Here is a 16,308-nt window from a genome sequence, read left to right as displayed (position 1 = left end):
AGGTTTCGTGCCGTTTGGTTCGGCATTCGCAGCACTTGATTCAGCATTCGTGAAAATGAAATCCAGCGATACATTCACCCATTATAAAGATTAAAAAAACAGTATCGAATGTGACCCACGCTCACATTCGATACTGTTTTTAATCATCCCAAACCGTGCTCTTTAGCTTACTATCATTTCGCTGACGTTCGATAGCAAGTTCGATTAATTCACTGATTAAATCCGAGTATGGGATACCGCTTATTTCCCATAATTTTGGATACATGCTGATTTTCGTAAAACCAGGTAGTGTATTTACTTCATTTACGTAGATCTCACCATCATCGGTCAAGAAAAAATCAACCCGGGCCATGCCTTCACATTGAAGGGTTTCAAATGCATGGACAGCAACTTTTTGCATCCGCTTTGTTACTTCATCTGATACATCTGCTGGGATTGCTAAGTCAGCACCCTTTTCATCAATATATTTAGACTCATATGAATAGAATTCTGTTTGAGGAAGTATTTCTCCTAATAACGAAGCTTTTGGATCAGCATTTCCTAAAACAGAGCATTCAATTTCACGTCCAACAAGACTCTCTTCAACAATAACTTTGTGGTCATAATGAAAAGCAGACTCTATTCCTGCTTCAAACTCCTCTCTTGTGGATACCTTGCTAACACCGACAGATGAGCCTTGATTTGCGGGTTTGATAAACATTGGTGTTCCTAGTTGCGCTACCGCTTCCTCATAGTTTATAAGATTTCGCTTCGACCTCGTATATGCAAAGCCTTTTGCTACATGAATACCCGCTTCTTTTAACAATCGTTTCGCGATGTCTTTATCCATACTGATGGATGAACCTAAGACATTTGATCCTACAAAAGGAATATTAGCCAGACGAAGCATTCCCTGTAGACTTCCATCTTCCCCTAATGTTCCGTGGACGATTGGAAATACGACGTCTAGTTGATCCAAGCTCAGTGCATCACTGGCATGGATTAATTGATCCGTTGATTCACCCGGGACAAGTGCGATCGTATCGTTCGACTTATTTAACTGAATCAGCTTCGGATTTTCAGCATGCAACAAATAAGAGGATTGATCGTTCAAATGCCATTTTCCATCTTTATCAATTCCAATTAATACAATTTCATATTTATCACTGTCAATTGCTTCTACAATATTTTTAGCAGACTGCAGCGAAACTTCATGTTCAGCTGATTTTCCGCCAAATATAATTCCAACTTTTGTCTTTTTCATACTGACATCCTTCCTAAAACGCTATATATTTAAAATAGCATAAATCAGCCTGTATGTAGAAGTAAAATTCACAAACATAGTACATTTTTTTTCGCAAATCCCCTTGACTTTTTATCCGGTCTCCCCTATCATGTATGTTAATAACTTAAACGAACGACGGCGTTGAAGAAGATAGTAGTCTATGTAAACACTATAGAGAGCTGGTGGGTGGTGCAAATCAGTGTGATTTAGATAGATGAATGGGCTTTGGAGCTTCCAAACCGAACCGTTATTGTAGTAGGCTTTGGCGATCCAGTCTCATCGTTATACGAGACAAATATGAAGCAAATTTGCTTCATATTGTAAGAGTGAGCTGTTCTTCAGCTAATAAAGGTGGTACCACGGTCCCTCGTCCTTTTTGGGATGGGGGCTTTTTTGTATTCTAAAAAAATATATAAGTAAATCGTTGAATAAGAGTAGTAAGCATCTATTTATGTGTTACAGAGAGCTGGTGCAGGTGGGATTCCAGTACGCGAATGATGCCGAATGGACTTATGAGAGGTTTCCTGAACTTTTGACGTAAGGAAACACGGAGTTCCGCCGTTATACGGATAGGATATCGGACTTTATCAAGACGCACCCGTCAAAATGGCAAGTCCCGTATCCGATTAAGATGAAAAGCATGTCTTTTCAACAGAGGTGGCACCGCGGTCACAATCGTCCTCTATAAACCCATTACCTAATGGGTTTATAGAGGACTTTTTTACTTCCTAGGAAATTATAAAATTATTTGCTTGGGCATAACTTGATTTCCAAAAGTAGCCACATCCGGCTCCAGCGCCTTTGTTATTCTTTTCAACGATGAAATCTTCACAGTTGATAGGAACTGCGACGTAGTGAAAATTCTTTATCAGGTGAAGTTTCTTGTTCTAATGCTGGTTGTGTGCTTGTATACCGCTACAGGAATACACGGCGGTCATTGCAAACACAATAATTACGTCGCAGTTATAGGCTTTTACGTCAAAAGGAAAAAGCGTTTAGAAAACGTCCATTTATTTTACAAAAGAAAGGATGATATTGATGAAAGTTACTCATTCAAAAACAGTTCCCTATAAATTAATTAAGCAAAATGCCGATACATTAACCCCAATAAGTATTTTCAAACAGTTATCCGGAAAGAAGAAGTTTTTATTGGAGAGTTCCTTTCAGCATGAGAAAAAGGGGAAGTTTTCCTTTATTGGGTCAGACCCCTACCGGGAAATCATCGGTCAAGAAGACATGACAACAGATATCAAACATGAAAAAGGGACAACAGAGACCATACATCAACATGCGTTATCGTATATCCAGGAACAATTACCGAAAATCGATATAGACCTCCCCCTCCCTTTTTATGGCGGAGCAATTGGATATATTGGCTATGACACAATCAGACAATTTGAGAATATCGGAGAGGTCTTACCAGATGAACGGCATATGCCTGATATCCATTTAATGGTTTATAAAAATGTCATTGTATTTGATCACACGAAGGAAGTCGTCTATTTGATTGCCATGAATCCTGATCAAGCACCGGTAACTGAACTCGATAATCGATTGCATACCCTACAAGCTACGTTGATTGCATATACGGATGAAACGGAAGATGATCTCAGCAATGTACAGTTTCAACCCGAGATTCCGGAAGAACAATTTAAGGAAAAAGTGGAGATAGCTAAAAAGCACATTCATGCAGGTGATATTTTTCAAATTGTTTTATCACATCGGATGAAGGCCTCTTTTGACGGGAATCCCTTTTCGTTTTACCGAAAACTAAGAAAAGCTAATCCCTCCCCCTATATGTTTTATATTGACTTTGAAGATTATCTCGTATTGGGAGCTTCACCGGAGAGTCTTATTCAAACGACGGGGAATGAAGTCATAGCCAATCCGATTGCCGGAACCCGAGCCCGAGGCGAAACGGTTGCCAAAGACGAGGCACTAGTGAAAGAACTTCTTGCAGATGAGAAGGAAATTGCGGAGCACCGAATGCTGGTGGACTTAAGCAGAAATGATCTGGGTCGGGTATGCGAAATTGGCAGTATTGAGATTCCCACCTATATGAAAGTAGAAAAATATCAACATGTCATGCATATCGTCTCAGAAGTACACGGGAGATTAAAAGCTAATTTCACTGGTATGGACGCCCTAATTGCTTGCTTACCGGCAGGAACCGTTTCCGGTGCACCGAAAATACGGGCGATGCAGATTATTAACGACCTAGAAGCGGAGAAACGCGGTGCTTACGCTGGCGGGATTGGTTATATCAACTTTAATCATGATATCAATATATCCCTAGCTATTCGCTCCCTTGTCATTAAAGAACATATAGCCTATTTACAGACTGGTGCCGGCATTGTTCATGACTCGATACCTGAAAATGAATTAGCAGAGACATTACAAAAAGCAAAATCACTCATGGAGGTGAATCATCTTGATCTTATTAATGGATAACTACGATTCATTCACCTATAACATTTACCAGTATTTTTCAGAGGAAAAGAAAGAGGTTCATGTCGTTCGAAACGATCAAATCACATTATCAGAAATCGAAGGGCTTCAGCCGGAAGCAATCGTCATTTCCCCTGGACCGGGGTTACCGAATCAGACTGGAATTTGTCTCACTATGGTCAACGCACTTTATAAACAAATTCCGATTCTTGGAATTTGTTTAGGGGAGCAAATTATTGCTCAAAGCTTAGGCGGAAGTGTAACAAAAGCGAAAGAAATTAAACATGGAAAAACATCACTAATTACGCATAAGGCATCCGGACTCTTCCATAACCTCCCTCAACCATTAGAGGTCATGCGCTACCATTCCTTTGTCGTTGATCGAAAAACGCTTCCTGAGGATTTGGAAGTTACTGCAACATCGCTTGAGGACGATGAGATTATGGCAATTCAGCATTATAAATACCCAGTATACGGTGTGCAATTTCATCCGGAATCCATTGGCACGATCGCTGGGAAACAGCTAATTCGAAACTTTTTATATGCAATCAGAAAGGAGAGCGGAGTAAAATGAAACATTATCTTGAAAAACTCATCAATCAAGAAGACCTATCGATAGAGGAAATGAAGGACGTGAGCCATTATTGTTTCACCGACACCGTCACTGATTCGGAAATTGCTTCTTTTTTAACCGCGCTAAAAATGAAAGGCGAAACAGCGGATGAGGTTGCTGGAATTGTGGATGTTATTCGCTCCAAGTCTTCGTTTAGCACGGCTCATATACCAAATGCGATGGATAATTGCGGCACTGGCGGGGATAAATCCTATAGTTTTAATATCAGTACAACATCTGCATTTGTCATCGCAGGCGCTGGTATTCCAGTAGCAAAACATGGCAATCGCAGTATCTCGAGCAAAACCGGCAGCGCCGATGTGTTGGAACATTTAGGTGTATCCCTAACTTTTGCAAATAATCATGTGGAAGAAATGCTGCAGGAAAATAAGATCACTTTTTTATTTGCCCCACATGTTCACGAAGCATTGAAGCCTTTTTCAAAGGTTCGCAGGGAGCTCGGACTGCCAACCATTTTTAATGCGATCGGACCATTAACAAATCCCGTGTTCCTGGATTCTCAGTTACTTGGTGTTTATCACCCGGATATGGTGCAGATGCTAGCTAAAAGTTTGCATAAATTAGGCCGACGACGTGCCGTTGTTGTGAATGGGGCAGGATCAATGGATGAGGCCTCCCTTGCAGGAGAAAACAAACTCGCCCTTCTTGATCAGGGTGAGATTACAACCTTCACACTAAACCCAGAAGAAGTTGGTTTACCACTGTATCCAAATAATCAAATCCGTGGTGGCGATGCGAAAGAAAATGCAACTATTTTACGAAATGTATTACGTGGAGTAAAAGGAGCTTATTATGACACAGTTCTTTTCAATGCAGGTTTGGCACTGTATGCCAATGGCAGTGCAGAGACGATCAAAACCGGAATTGCCCGGGCAAAAGAAAGCATCGACTCAGGTGCTGCAATGGAAAGCTTGCAACATTTAATTGAATATAGTAGGAAAATTCCGAGCGAGGTGTAGTAAATGACTATGTTAGATAAAATTTTAGTAGAAAAAGAAAAGGAAGTAGCCATGCTTGCTGATCAAACGTTTGATCAATTACCGAAGCAGGCGATAACAACGTTCAAAGAAAAAGTAACAACATCAGACATGATGAACGTGATCTCGGAAATAAAACGTTCTTCCCCTTCTAAAGGGGAGATTGATATGGAGGTCAACCCGGTCGAGCAAGCAAAAAAATACGAAGCTTCCGGTGCAGCAGCAATTTCTATATTGACGGATAAAACCTTTTTTCATGGCTCCATGGATGACCTACGTGCGATTCGGGAAGCGGTCGATTTACCGATATTATGTAAGGACTTCATCATCGACCCGATTCAAATTGACCAGGCTAAGGCAGCTGGTGCCGGCATCATTTTATTAATTGTTGCTGCTTTATCAGATGAAGATTTGAAAAATCTTTACCGCTATGCGGACAATTTAGATTTAGAGGTGCTTTGCGAAGTGCATAATGAAGAAGAAATGGAACGAGCACTTAAGCTCGATCCAGAAATTATCGGCATAAACAATCGTGATTTAAAAACATTCGACGTTGATTTAATGACGACGAATCATTTAGCATCTATGGTGACAAATCCGAATACCATCCTTGTCAGTGAAAGTGGTATAAAAAAAAGAGAAGATGTCATACGTGTCAAGGAAGCTGGTGCAAATGCCATTCTGGTTGGAGAAACATTAATGCTCTCCAGTAATGTAACGGAAACCTTTCAGGAATTACAAATATCTACTCAAGAAGGAGTGAGATAGATATGTTGATTAAAATTTGTGGGATAAAAACTAGTGATGCAGCCCTCACTGCAGCAGATGCGGGAGCGGACTTTATTGGTTTTGTTTTTGCTCCAAGTAAACGGCAAATTACTGCCGAAAATGCTGCTGCAATTGCTAAAAAGCTCCCCCTTCTATTCAGAAGGTAGGCGTCTTTGTAAATGAAACAGTGGATAACATGAAGAAAATAGCAAAAATAGTAGGATTAGACGTTATTCAACTTCACGGGGACGAATCAGCTGCAATTGCTAAGGAACTTCCATGTAAAGTTATTAAAGCATTTCCGGCTGAACCTGACCATTTTACTCAGATCTCCACATTTCCTTGTGACTATTATCTCATCGATAGTCCTTTCGGGAAAAATCGTGGTGGAAACGGTACTATATTTGACTGGAATATAATGCACCATCTCCCCTTCCATCGGGATAAAATTATTTTAGCCGGTGGGCTCACACCGGACAATATTCAACAAGCTATCCAATGCGTTAATCCCGCCGGTATTGATGTATCAAGCGGCGTTGAAACGAATGGGGAAAAGGACATGGAAAAAATAAAACAATTTATTAAATATGCAAAAGACACGCGAAAGGATGAGTCAATTGACAACATACACAATGCCTGATGCACATGGAAAATATGGGGATTTTGGTGGACGATTTGTTCCGGAGCTTTTAATGCCGGCAGTAATTGAACTGGAAAAAGCATATGAGGAAGCAAAAAATGATCCTAATTTTATAAGTGAGCTTGACTATTACTTGAAACAGTATGTAGGCAGAGAAACTCCGCTTTATTATGCAAAAAAGCTATCCGAAAAACTCGGCGGTCCACAAATCTATTTAAAACGGGAAGACCTGAACCATACGGGCGCACATAAAATTAACAATACAATCGGGCAAGCTCTTTTAACCAAGCGAATGGGAAAGAAAAAAGCCGTCGCTGAAACAGGCGCAGGTCAGCATGGTGTTGCAACCGCAACCGTATGCGCACTTTTGGGGCTTGAATGTGTTGTGTTTATGGGCGAAGAAGATATTCACCGTCAAAAACTGAATGTCTTTCGAATGGAGCTACTAGGTGCGGAAGTTCGAAGTGTCTCCCAGGGAAGTGGAACATTAAAAGATGCGGTCAATGAAGCATTGCGTTACTGGGTAAGTCATGTGAATGACACCCATTATATTATCGGCTCGGTTGTTGGCCCTCACCCTTTTCCGAAAATCGTTCGCGACTTTCAATCTGTGATCGGGGAGGAAACGAAAAAGCAAGCGCTTGAGGCTACGAAAAAGCTACCTGATGCAGTGATTGCTTGTGTCGGTGGCGGCAGTAATGCAATGGGGATGTTTTATCCCTTTATTGAGGATCAGAATGTAGAATTGTTTGGTGTGGAAGCTGGCGGTGAAGGTCTTGAAACCGGTAATCATGCTGCGACATTATCAAATGGAAACGCCGGTGTTTTGCATGGTGCATTAAGCAATCTACTACAGGACGGGGATGGACAAATTAAAGAAGCCTTCTCCATCTCAGCAGGCCTTGATTATCCGGGTGTTGGTCCTGAACATAGCCATTTGCATCAAACAGAGCGCGTTCAATACGTCTCCATCACGGATGAAGAAGCACTGGATGCTTTTCAATATTTATCGAAAACAGAAGGTATTATCCCTGCACTGGAAAGTGCGCACGCTGTATCCTATGCCATGAAGCTCGCTGCAGAAATGCAAAAGGATCAAACATTAGTCATTTGCCTCTCCGGCCGTGGTGATAAGGATGTTGAACAAGTAAAAGATAGACTGGAGGAAAAATAAGATGGGGAAATCAAAAATAGATCAATCTTTACAGGAAAAACAAGCAGGCAATGAAAATATATTTGTCCCTTACATCATGGCTGGAGATGGTGGACTGAACATTCTAGAAGAACGGATTACCTTTTTGCAGGAATGTGGGGCGGCAGCCATTGAACTCGGTATTCCATTTTCCGATCCGGTTGCAGACGGCCCGACCATTCAAGAAGCAGGAATTCGTGCATTGGAAAATGGCACCACGCTCCCTTCTATATTGAAAATGTTAAAAGACTTTAAAGAAAAGCGGTCCGTCCCTATTATTTTAATGACCTATGTAAATCCGATATTTACATATGGGCGGGAAAAATTTGCTGCTGACTGTAAAGAATCCGGCGTTGATGGTGTTATCATCCCGGATTTACCAATGGAAGAGGAAGCACTTTTAGCAGAAGTCTTACAGAATAACGCAATCGCTTTTATCCGGCTTGCTGCAATGACAAGTCCGCAAGAACGGTTAACCGAACTGGCAAACCGATCAGAAGGGTTCCTATATGCTGTTTCTGTGACTGGGACCACCGGAGCACGTGCGACACATGATAAAGCGGTCAAAGATTATCTGCAGATGCTTAAAAGGACTAGTTCTGTTCCAGTGCTGGCCGGGTTTGGCGTTTCCAACACAGAACAAGCTCAGAAATTAAGCTCTTATGGTGATGGTGTTATTGTCGGGAGTCAAATTGTTCGTTTATTACATGATGGGAAAACGGATGAAGTTAAAAAGCTAATCCATGATAGTTTATAAAATGAAACGAGTATGTCTTAGGGCCTTTGTATCCCCCGCGACATACTCGTTGAACATTAGGAGCGTTACTGGCTGTTTTGTTCTTCCACTTCGAAGTCCTTCTATTCTTGAACTAGAGAACTGCGATAAACATCTGTAGATGCAAGTCACTTGGCGATACAATATTTGTCAAGTGACCAATGACGCCTCTTCATAAAACCTACCTACATCTAAATATACGAAACCCCAATATATCCCTATACGCTTTCACCAATTGCGCATGTTTCTCAAGAACTTCAACATGTGCGTCATCTATATGTTCAGAAAGGGAAAAATCAGGAGCATTCTGCAGATCATTGCCATCAAACAATCCGTTGTATTTGCTTGTCGTTATATGGCTGAAACCGACACTTTTAAAATGAGTATACCACTCTGATTCCGTTAGTATCCGATCAACTCCGTAAAATTGACGTATTGGTTTTATTTTTTCTTCAGAGCATTCCTTTTCAAGTACCATTTCGATTGCAAGCAATACACCATTTGGCTTTAATACTCTTTTATATTCCGATATAGTTAATGGAATATCCGTAAATAATGCCACCGATTCACAAAGGATGATATCAAATACCGATGTCTCGAAAGGAAGATATTCTGCATCCCCCTGCTTCACTTCAACAGGTATATTTAAGGATGAAAACCTTTGTTTGGCCTTTTCCAACATAATTTCGCTGGAATCTAAAGCTATAACATGACATTGGTACTGCTTGGCAATATATGCAGCCGTTTGACCAGTCCCACAACCAACATCGAGCACGGACATCGTTGCATCTAATGTTTCCTTTGACAAGATATATCTCGTAAGCTTAAGTCCACCGGGATGTGCACCACCAACTCCAAACTGTGCCAGACTGTTAAGATAAGAATAGTCCAAAATCAACCCTACTCTCTATTCTAAAAATAACTACATTATCAATATGAAAGTAGGTGGAAATTGTTCACTGTGGCAACGAAAAGGTGTAAAGCACTAAACACATGAATATTTCCATGCGCGTTTGACGAAAACCAGTGCCTACACCCCCGTTTTATATAAAATAATTGTAGAATCCCATCAATATTTCCCGGGAAATGACGGAAAATAGTTCCTGTCTTTACAACATTATTTCCCCCGCCTTCTTTTCGCTTTATCATATTCCTTTTGTGTTATTTCTCCTTTTTCCAATCGTTTCTCCATTATTTCAAGTGAATCACTTGGAGGCGTTTGGCCTTTATTCACCCTGAAACGGTGAAGGATAATCATGATAACGATTAGAATGATAATCGACAAAATGATACGGATAACATATTCTGTTGCCATTTTTATCACCTCTATATCATACAATTACCATTTCAATACATTTTTAAGCATATTTCTTTTTAATGAAAGTTTTTTCGTATACGTTAACGGAAATATGATCGCTCAATAGAAGGTGGAATACAATTCCCTATTGCTATATGTTTTTCTACTCATCAGATTAACCGGACGTAGACAACAACACAGGCAAAATAAGCGAAATGCCATAAAATAGAACAAAGGCGCTGTAGCCGGATGTGGCTGCTTTTGGAAACCAGGTTATGCCCAAGCAAATATTTTTATAATTTCCTCGGCAGTGAAAAAGCCTGGCTTATCGCTATTACTTACAGTGATAACCAAAGCCCACACTTATGTAGATATAAAGGGTTTTATGCTTCCTTATCTACAAATATATGAAAAATGAGGCAGGTGAAATGCATATGGCCGATGATTCTTCTAAACAGCAAGCAGTCCCCGATCAGGTAATTCAACTAATGATCCAAGATATATTAAGGAAGAATGGCGTTCAACCGGAAGAAGTGAAAAGAAATATACCAGATGAACAGAAACAGGCGCTAAGGAAGATGGTTGAAGATTTGCAAAAACAGGTTGAACAATTCAATAAAGGGGAGAAAAATACGAATAAGTCAAGTGAATGATAGTCTATTAAGGAAAACACCTATTAATAGGTGTTTTCTTTATTTTTCTAAAAAAACAAGATTCTAGTGAATGTGTACAATCTGACTATGAAAAAAATCCATAGATTAATCTATAACTATAAGAAAGGAGTGTTAATATGACGTCAAAACATCATGAAAATACCGCCTACCTCTACGGTAAGAAAAATAAATTCTATTACTATAGAGACATGTATCAAAAAGACCAGCATCATTGTAATGGCAAGTGCACTACAGGTTGTCGCAGGTGCAATACAGGCTATGATAAGTGTCATACAGGATGTGACAATTGCAGTACTGGTTGTGATAAATGCAGTACTGGTTGTGATAAATGTAGTAAGGGATGCGACAAATGTAATAAGTATTCGTATAAAAAAGATGACAAATATGAACACGCAGAGAGATTTGAAAGGAATACCGGTAACTCCGATGCCACCGTCTTACAAGAAGGGGATCAATACGATTTCATGGATCAAGAATCCGCCGAGATAATCTGGGTGAAAGAATCATGCAATATCACGGTTAACTCAACTGACACACAAGCAGGGATCTCCCTTCAAGCAGGCCTGCAATTAGCGATTACCTTGGTTCTTAGTATAACCCTTGGAGATAGTAATCGGGGAGAAGCTGTGAGCAACGAGCTCATGCAGAATTTTAATGCTGAACAAATAAATAAACAAAAGGTATTCATCTGTAATTCCAAAGACATTAATGTAACCACTACAGACACAGATTTGGTCATCAATATTCAGGTTTTACTGCAATTACTACTGGCACTAGTAGTAATCGTTGATATTTTATAAATGAAATGAGAAGAGGTGAATCATGTATGACGAAACTTAAGGAATGGCGTGCGCTGGATCACTGTGACGATGTAGAAGATAATGCTCCTGCAGATCAGGAAGGCGAACAAACTGTATCTACTGAACAAGTATCTGATGAATGGATTATCATTAAAGATTCCGAGGGTGTCGATGTTGTAACAACAGACACAAAAGCAGCAGTCTCCTTACAACTCGGAATTCAAGCGGCAATTGCAGCTGTTATCAGTATTTCCATTGCAGATGCGGACCAGGCGGACAGGATTACGCAAGATCTCAATCAGATTAGTAGAACAAGGCAAAGCAATCGCCAAAAAACAATTGTTGAAAAATCAAAAAACGTTGAAATCACCACAACAGATACAGATATAGCAGTAAACATCCAATTATTGATCCAAGTTCTTGTTGCTATTGTTGTTAGCTTAGACATCCTGTAACCAAGGGAGGAAATACTGTCGGGGAAAGCGGATGAACCATCATTCCCTTTCCCACTTCATTATTATATGAAAGGAAGGATATAATTGGCAAATCTAACAAGTAACCAAAGAAATAATTTATTGAGATTAATAAATCAACTATCTCAAACGAATAATAGTGGAATGAGCGAGAATTTTTCCATTGATTTACCAGGTTTTAGTGCCGATGCAGGGATGAATTTAAACTTTGGTTTTAACCACGGAACGGATACACCACCAAGCACGCCAACCACTATTCGGGAAGTGTTATTAAATTTAACAAATGAACAAGTGGAAGTTTTTGTTCCTTTTGGTACAGTAACCGGAACCTTACTCACTGTGAAAGACGATTATATAGTTATTGTTGAAGCATCTGGAGCACAGGTACTGGTTCGGATAGATAATATTGAACTCGTCAGTGAATTGTAAAGGAGGAATTTAAATGTTTGAAGAAACGTTTGCCGCTGAATTAGCCAAACGAATCGGTTCAACCGTTGAGGTAACTACCGATAATAATTTAATAGAGGGGCTACTTTCAACGGTTACCCCGGATCTGGTCCTAGTTATCGAGGTTAATAGTGGTTATGGCGGTAATGTAAAAATGAATGTAGCAGTAAATGCGATTAATTTCATCCGTTTCCCTGTAGCAGCATAACATTAACCTTCTTCGGGACAAACACCCTGGTTCATCTTCCTGAACCAGGGTGTTTTATAATTACTATTAGAAAATCTCTATGATCATTCCTTTTACATCTCTATTTAAAATATCTACGGCTATAAAAGTAACCTTTTGCAGTGATTTATGCTTGGATCACCTTAAAGATAGGAAAAAGCTTTCCCATTCACTTTTACACTTCTCCAATGTCCAGGCAGATAAAACCGTTTTTCTACTATTTTTTGATATATTCCTTCTCATTTTGGGGTTGTCGATCAAGTTTTCTACGGCCTCCCTAAATGCAGCTGACTTTCTAGGAACGATGAGTCCGTTTTTGTTGTTTGTAATCAATTCAGGAACAATCCCTACCTTTGTAGAAATGACCGGAACACCACAGGAGGCAGCCTCCAATACAGGCAAGGGAATGTGTTCAGAAGAGCTGGAACAAATGAAGCAGTCAAGGCCTTGATAAAAATTCACCATCTCTTCTCTTGGGACCTTATGTTTGAAAGTTCTGGTCTGGAAAGTAACAGGTAAATCCTTTAATGCGGCTAATGCGATATCATAGCCTTTCAATTTTCGATAATCGTGTTGATCCGTTCTCCCCACCCAACCAACAACAAATTCATCTGTACCCTTTTTCGTTGCTCGCGGCTTGAACTGTTTTTCATTAATGCCAACCCTTGTTTTATAAATAGACAATTCGTTTTTAAATTGCTGTATGATTTCATCTGATGCCGTATTTATCCCTCGAAACGCATGGATGAAGGGAGGGATTTTACTGCCTTCCAGCATATACTTCTCCATCACCCGAACGGAAGTAATCCCTGTAGCCATTCGCTTGTAAGGAATTCCGGTTCTTTCATGTAACTTTTTTGCAATGTTTATAGACATGGGATAGATGATGTCGAACGCAAACTGATCAGCTGTTTTTACCTTGTTCACATACTTCAATTCAAACTGTATAGTTGAAAAGCGGAGGGATAACAAATCCTTTGCCCGGTGATCAAAAGCCCATCCGGGGCCTCCTGGAACCAGTAATATTTTCATGTTGTTCTTCTCCTTTCGGGCACGTTTAAGGGAAAATCAAGATTCTTCCTCATCTAAAGCAACGGCTCCTGCTTGGAAATACGGAATATGCCTCAAGAATAATTCATCAATATGATGGTCATAAGCCTTATTTTTATTGATTTCTGTTTTTACAGGGATTTTTTGGATCCAGTCTTCCTTTCTTTTGATTGCGATAATCGGGATACCTGCCTTGGCTGCTTTACATGAAACAACCGCATCTCTCATATTTTTTCGCGTGAATTCGTCTGGTGTCACTGTAAAGGTGTTTGTATGCATGCAAGACGTGCCGACACCAGGAATCATTACACGACGATGTCTATCTAGACCTTTATAAGAGAGATGGGCGTTCTTTTTGTTTTTGAATACTTGATGGACAGGTACGTACGGATCAAAACTCGATCCATGGACACAAGCAATCACTTGATCCTGATACGTTTTCATGAGCTCGATCATTTTTTCAACGTAGTTATCAGGATAAATGAGGTCATCATCAACACAAAAATAATAACCACTGGTTTGCTGTATTCCCTTGAAGGCCATTTGCCCTCCCTTATTGATATTGGAAAAGGAAAGGTTGATTTTTGATTCCTTTTTCAAAAACTCTGGGCAATGATGCGATCCATTAACATGGATATACATGTTATCACATTGCTTTAAAAGAGGAGGGACAATCTCTCTTAAATATTTAAACCGGGAAGGGACAGTAGCCATTCCTATACTGATCATGATGATCTCCACCTTTTAGCTTCAATTTTTATACGATTAATTTTCTTAAGAGCTGTACTTCTTGGATTCGGTGTGTATTTTCGATATCCTGAAATAATGGGTCATTGTAATATTGGAGAAGTTGTTTTCGTAAAACCGGGTATTCTGGAAGACGGTGAAATGGGTTTTTGGGTCCTTCCCTAACATAATCCCTAAATTTAGCGGATCCCTTTCGCAAAATTCCTAAATGGAAACCGTGATGAGGACGGTAGTGATATTTCTTCATATCGCGGAAACCGATATTCTTTTCAATCATTTGATATAAAAATTCTTCATCCCTTTTTAACGTTTGAAATGCTTGTGTAATTTTTTCCGGATCATCTACATAGTGTTGAATTGCCGAATTCATTTTTTCATAGTATTCATCAACTTGATAAAAATGCAACCCTGTTAATCTCTTTGATCCGGGACGAATTTGGTTGCTATATGGAAGGCTGATTTGTTGGCAATGATCGAGGTGTGATTCCAAAAGAGAAGGGTGCTCATTGATAATCAAAAAGTCAACATCCCCAATATATACATTTGCAAAATCCTTGAATTCATAAGAGGGGAGTAAGAACCTCATGACTTTTCCAGCTAAAGCGTTAAACTTTAGATTGGTATAATAATTTTCCTTAACTTCAAAATTCTGGGATAACCGCTTATTAATCAATTGCAAACTCTTCTTTTCCGGCGGGGAAAGGCTATCTTTCAGAAATACCTTGACGTAATAATTCGGGTAACTCTTCAAGATACTGTAAATATAATAAGGAATATATTTTTGTAACTTCCAAAGACAAAGACAGAAATACATAATGGCATACGATTCATTTTTTTCGATCCTTTCTCCTCTATATGAAATAGTAGTTTTTCAATTCATGATAGACTGCTTACTTTTCCTACGCTCAAAAGGGAAAATCTTATCCCTTTCCGTTTTTGATGTGAAATAAAGCATCCAGCCATTCCCCCATCGCCTTATCTACCGTAAAATGTGTTAGGACGCGCGCTCTTCCTTCTTTTTTCAAAGTTGTGTGGAGGTCCTTATCCTTTTTTAACGTATTGATCTTTTCAGCAAAAAGAGCTGGTTGAAGACTGTTTAACACAAAGGATTTCCCTTCTTGTCCGGTAATGTGTTTCACATAACCGACATTTGTCGAAAGTACAGGTACACCACTCGAGAGCGCCTCCAGCGCTGGGGCCGGTCCTCCTTCATTCGAAGAAGTAATGACAAGCAGGTCCAGCGCTTGGTAAAAATATGGCATTTCTTTGACTGCTTTGGGAGAAGAACGCGAAGCTTCTATAAATTGGATGTTCGGATCCTTCCTAAACGCTTTTACAATTGGCCGATACAACGAATTGTAGTTCTTTACTTTCCTCTTGTCATTCCCTACCCATCCAATCACAAACTTTTCTTTCGCTTGCCGCGAAGGAGGAGGACAGAACCGCTGACTATCTACAAAGGGGCGAATGAAGTTTACCTTCTTGCTTGGAAATAACCTCTGCGTTTCCTCTCTCAATTTTGGACTGATTACACCATAGTGGTCGAGTTTCTTTATTTTTTTTATAAAAGAAAGATTCGGTTTCACAAAATCGGCCCATTCCCGATACGAAAGATGATTTTTCGCAAGGTAATTGTACGAGCCTACTTGTGACGTATCCACCCTGACACCTAAGCGCATGAGGCAATCGGCTAGACCTAAACCAAGCGTTGAAATCACTTCATAAGAAGCATTCACATAAGCTAAGCCTCTTTGTTGGATTATCTGTTTCAACCCTTGGACGGAAATAATATGCAAATCCGGATGATAATGCTGAATAATTTTTGCTTTTTGCCCTAAAATCCACCAGCTATAATCATACACCAGCAAGTGAGCGGCCATGAGTCTCCTCCTTCCT

The 16,308-nt window shown here is 39.8% G+C and carries 21 protein-coding genes and 2 other annotated features; of the genes, 14 read left to right on the top strand and 7 right to left on the bottom strand.

The window, feature by feature from the left end; translation table 11 throughout:
- Positions 1-139 precede the first annotated feature (139 nt).
- A complete protein-coding gene (gene ddlA / locus KFZ56_RS03710) occupies positions 140-1,243 on the bottom strand; it encodes a D-alanine--D-alanine ligase (protein ID WP_222640332.1) in 1,104 nt (367 codons plus the stop codon).
- Between the two features lie 153 nt (positions 1,244-1,396).
- Positions 1,397-1,642, top strand: a binding site (T-box leader).
- 37 nt (positions 1,643-1,679) lie between these two features.
- Positions 1,680-1,950: a binding site (T-box leader), on the top strand.
- A gap of 352 nt (positions 1,951-2,302) precedes the next feature.
- Between ddlA and trpE the strand changes: the two genes are divergently transcribed.
- From trpE to trpA, 8 genes are read left to right on the top strand one after another with little or no spacing between them, the layout of a single operon-like run.
- Positions 2,303-3,715 (top strand): anthranilate synthase component I, encoded by a 1,413-nt coding sequence (gene trpE / locus KFZ56_RS03705; RefSeq protein WP_222640331.1) that lies wholly within the window; start codon positions 2,303-2,305, stop codon positions 3,713-3,715.
- Positions 3,696-4,286: an anthranilate synthase component II gene (locus tag KFZ56_RS03700; protein ID WP_222640329.1), complete on the top strand. Its 591-nt coding sequence runs from the start codon at positions 3,696-3,698 to the stop codon at positions 4,284-4,286. The genes trpE and KFZ56_RS03700 overlap by 20 nt, the downstream gene beginning before the upstream one ends.
- Entirely contained in the window at positions 4,283-5,305 is a 1,023-nt protein-coding gene (gene trpD, locus KFZ56_RS03695) for an anthranilate phosphoribosyltransferase (RefSeq protein ID WP_222640327.1), read from the top strand. The genes KFZ56_RS03700 and trpD overlap by 4 nt, the downstream gene beginning before the upstream one ends.
- Before the next feature lie 3 nt (positions 5,306-5,308).
- Positions 5,309-6,091: an indole-3-glycerol phosphate synthase TrpC gene (trpC, locus tag KFZ56_RS03690; RefSeq protein ID WP_222640326.1), complete on the top strand. Its 783-nt coding sequence runs from the start codon at positions 5,309-5,311 to the stop codon at positions 6,089-6,091.
- 2 nt (positions 6,092-6,093) lie between these two features.
- Entirely contained in the window at positions 6,094-6,258 is a 165-nt protein-coding gene (locus KFZ56_RS19830; protein WP_309228248.1) for a phosphoribosylanthranilate isomerase, read from the top strand.
- A gap of 29 nt (positions 6,259-6,287) precedes the next feature.
- Positions 6,288-6,731 carry a phosphoribosylanthranilate isomerase gene (locus KFZ56_RS03685; protein WP_309228247.1) on the top strand — a complete coding sequence of 148 codons (444 nt, stop codon included), beginning with the start codon at positions 6,288-6,290 and terminating at the stop codon, positions 6,729-6,731.
- Entirely contained in the window at positions 6,709-7,905 is a 1,197-nt protein-coding gene (trpB, locus tag KFZ56_RS03680; protein ID WP_222640325.1) for a tryptophan synthase subunit beta, read from the top strand. The genes KFZ56_RS03685 and trpB overlap by 23 nt, the downstream gene beginning before the upstream one ends.
- Position 7,906: 1 nt before the next feature.
- A complete protein-coding gene (gene trpA / locus KFZ56_RS03675; RefSeq protein ID WP_222640324.1) occupies positions 7,907-8,680 on the top strand; it encodes a tryptophan synthase subunit alpha in 774 nt (257 codons plus the stop codon).
- Between the two features lie 199 nt (positions 8,681-8,879).
- On the opposite strand, the gene KFZ56_RS03670 is transcribed toward trpA, so the two are convergent.
- Both KFZ56_RS03670 and KFZ56_RS03665 read right to left on the bottom strand, forming a co-directional pair.
- Positions 8,880-9,590 (bottom strand): class I SAM-dependent methyltransferase, encoded by a 711-nt coding sequence (locus KFZ56_RS03670; RefSeq protein WP_255584817.1) that lies wholly within the window; start codon positions 9,588-9,590, stop codon positions 8,880-8,882.
- 225 nt (positions 9,591-9,815) lie between these two features.
- Complete coding sequence (locus KFZ56_RS03665) at positions 9,816-10,013, bottom strand: SHOCT domain-containing protein (RefSeq protein ID WP_222640322.1); 198 nt, start codon at positions 10,011-10,013, stop codon at positions 9,816-9,818.
- Positions 10,014-10,429: 416 nt separating this feature from the next.
- Between KFZ56_RS03665 and KFZ56_RS03660 the strand changes: the two genes are divergently transcribed.
- The 6 genes from KFZ56_RS03660 to KFZ56_RS03640 all read left to right on the top strand — a co-directional run bounded on the left by KFZ56_RS03660 (position 10,430) and on the right by KFZ56_RS03640 (position 12,597).
- Entirely contained in the window at positions 10,430-10,648 is a 219-nt protein-coding gene (locus KFZ56_RS03660; RefSeq protein WP_222640321.1) for a spore coat protein, read from the top strand.
- A 237-nt stretch (positions 10,649-10,885) separates the two neighbouring features.
- Positions 10,886-11,158, top strand: coding sequence for a hypothetical protein (locus KFZ56_RS19455; protein WP_255584814.1), 273 nt, complete (start codon positions 10,886-10,888; stop codon positions 11,156-11,158).
- A complete protein-coding gene (locus KFZ56_RS19450) occupies positions 11,134-11,469 on the top strand; it encodes a spore coat protein (protein WP_255584813.1) in 336 nt (111 codons plus the stop codon). Before KFZ56_RS19455 ends, KFZ56_RS19450 begins: the two co-directional genes overlap by 25 nt.
- Before the next feature lie 26 nt (positions 11,470-11,495).
- The gene (locus KFZ56_RS03650; RefSeq protein WP_222640319.1) at positions 11,496-11,924 is read left to right on the top strand and encodes a spore coat protein; all 429 of its coding nucleotides are present in this window, start codon (positions 11,496-11,498) and stop codon (positions 11,922-11,924) included.
- A gap of 84 nt (positions 11,925-12,008) precedes the next feature.
- Positions 12,009-12,371, top strand: coding sequence for a DUF2642 domain-containing protein (locus KFZ56_RS03645; RefSeq protein WP_222640318.1), 363 nt, complete (start codon positions 12,009-12,011; stop codon positions 12,369-12,371).
- Between the two features lie 13 nt (positions 12,372-12,384).
- On the top strand, positions 12,385-12,597 hold the full coding sequence (locus KFZ56_RS03640) for a hypothetical protein (RefSeq protein WP_222640317.1): 213 nt from the start codon (positions 12,385-12,387) through the stop codon (positions 12,595-12,597).
- Between the two features lie 156 nt (positions 12,598-12,753).
- On the opposite strand, the gene KFZ56_RS03635 is transcribed toward KFZ56_RS03640, so the two are convergent.
- From KFZ56_RS03635 to KFZ56_RS03620, 4 genes are all read right to left on the bottom strand, one after another.
- Entirely contained in the window at positions 12,754-13,647 is an 894-nt protein-coding gene (locus KFZ56_RS03635) for a glycosyltransferase family 4 protein (RefSeq protein ID WP_222640316.1), read from the bottom strand.
- A gap of 36 nt (positions 13,648-13,683) precedes the next feature.
- Positions 13,684-14,394, bottom strand: coding sequence for a glycosyltransferase (locus tag KFZ56_RS03630; protein WP_222640315.1), 711 nt, complete (start codon positions 14,392-14,394; stop codon positions 13,684-13,686).
- Between the two features lie 28 nt (positions 14,395-14,422).
- Positions 14,423-15,085 (bottom strand): hypothetical protein, encoded by a 663-nt coding sequence (locus KFZ56_RS03625; protein WP_222640314.1) that lies wholly within the window; start codon positions 15,083-15,085, stop codon positions 14,423-14,425.
- 247 nt (positions 15,086-15,332) lie between these two features.
- Complete coding sequence (locus tag KFZ56_RS03620; RefSeq protein ID WP_222640313.1) at positions 15,333-16,292, bottom strand: glycosyltransferase family 4 protein; 960 nt, start codon at positions 16,290-16,292, stop codon at positions 15,333-15,335.
- Positions 16,293-16,308: the final 16 nt, after the last annotated feature.

Origin of the sequence: Virgibacillus sp. NKC19-3 (assembly GCF_019837165.1) — a bacterium.
Taxonomy (GTDB): domain Bacteria; phylum Bacillota; class Bacilli; order Bacillales; family Amphibacillaceae; genus Virgibacillus_L; species Virgibacillus_L saliphilus.
This window is presented reverse-complemented; position numbering and strand designations above follow the sequence as displayed.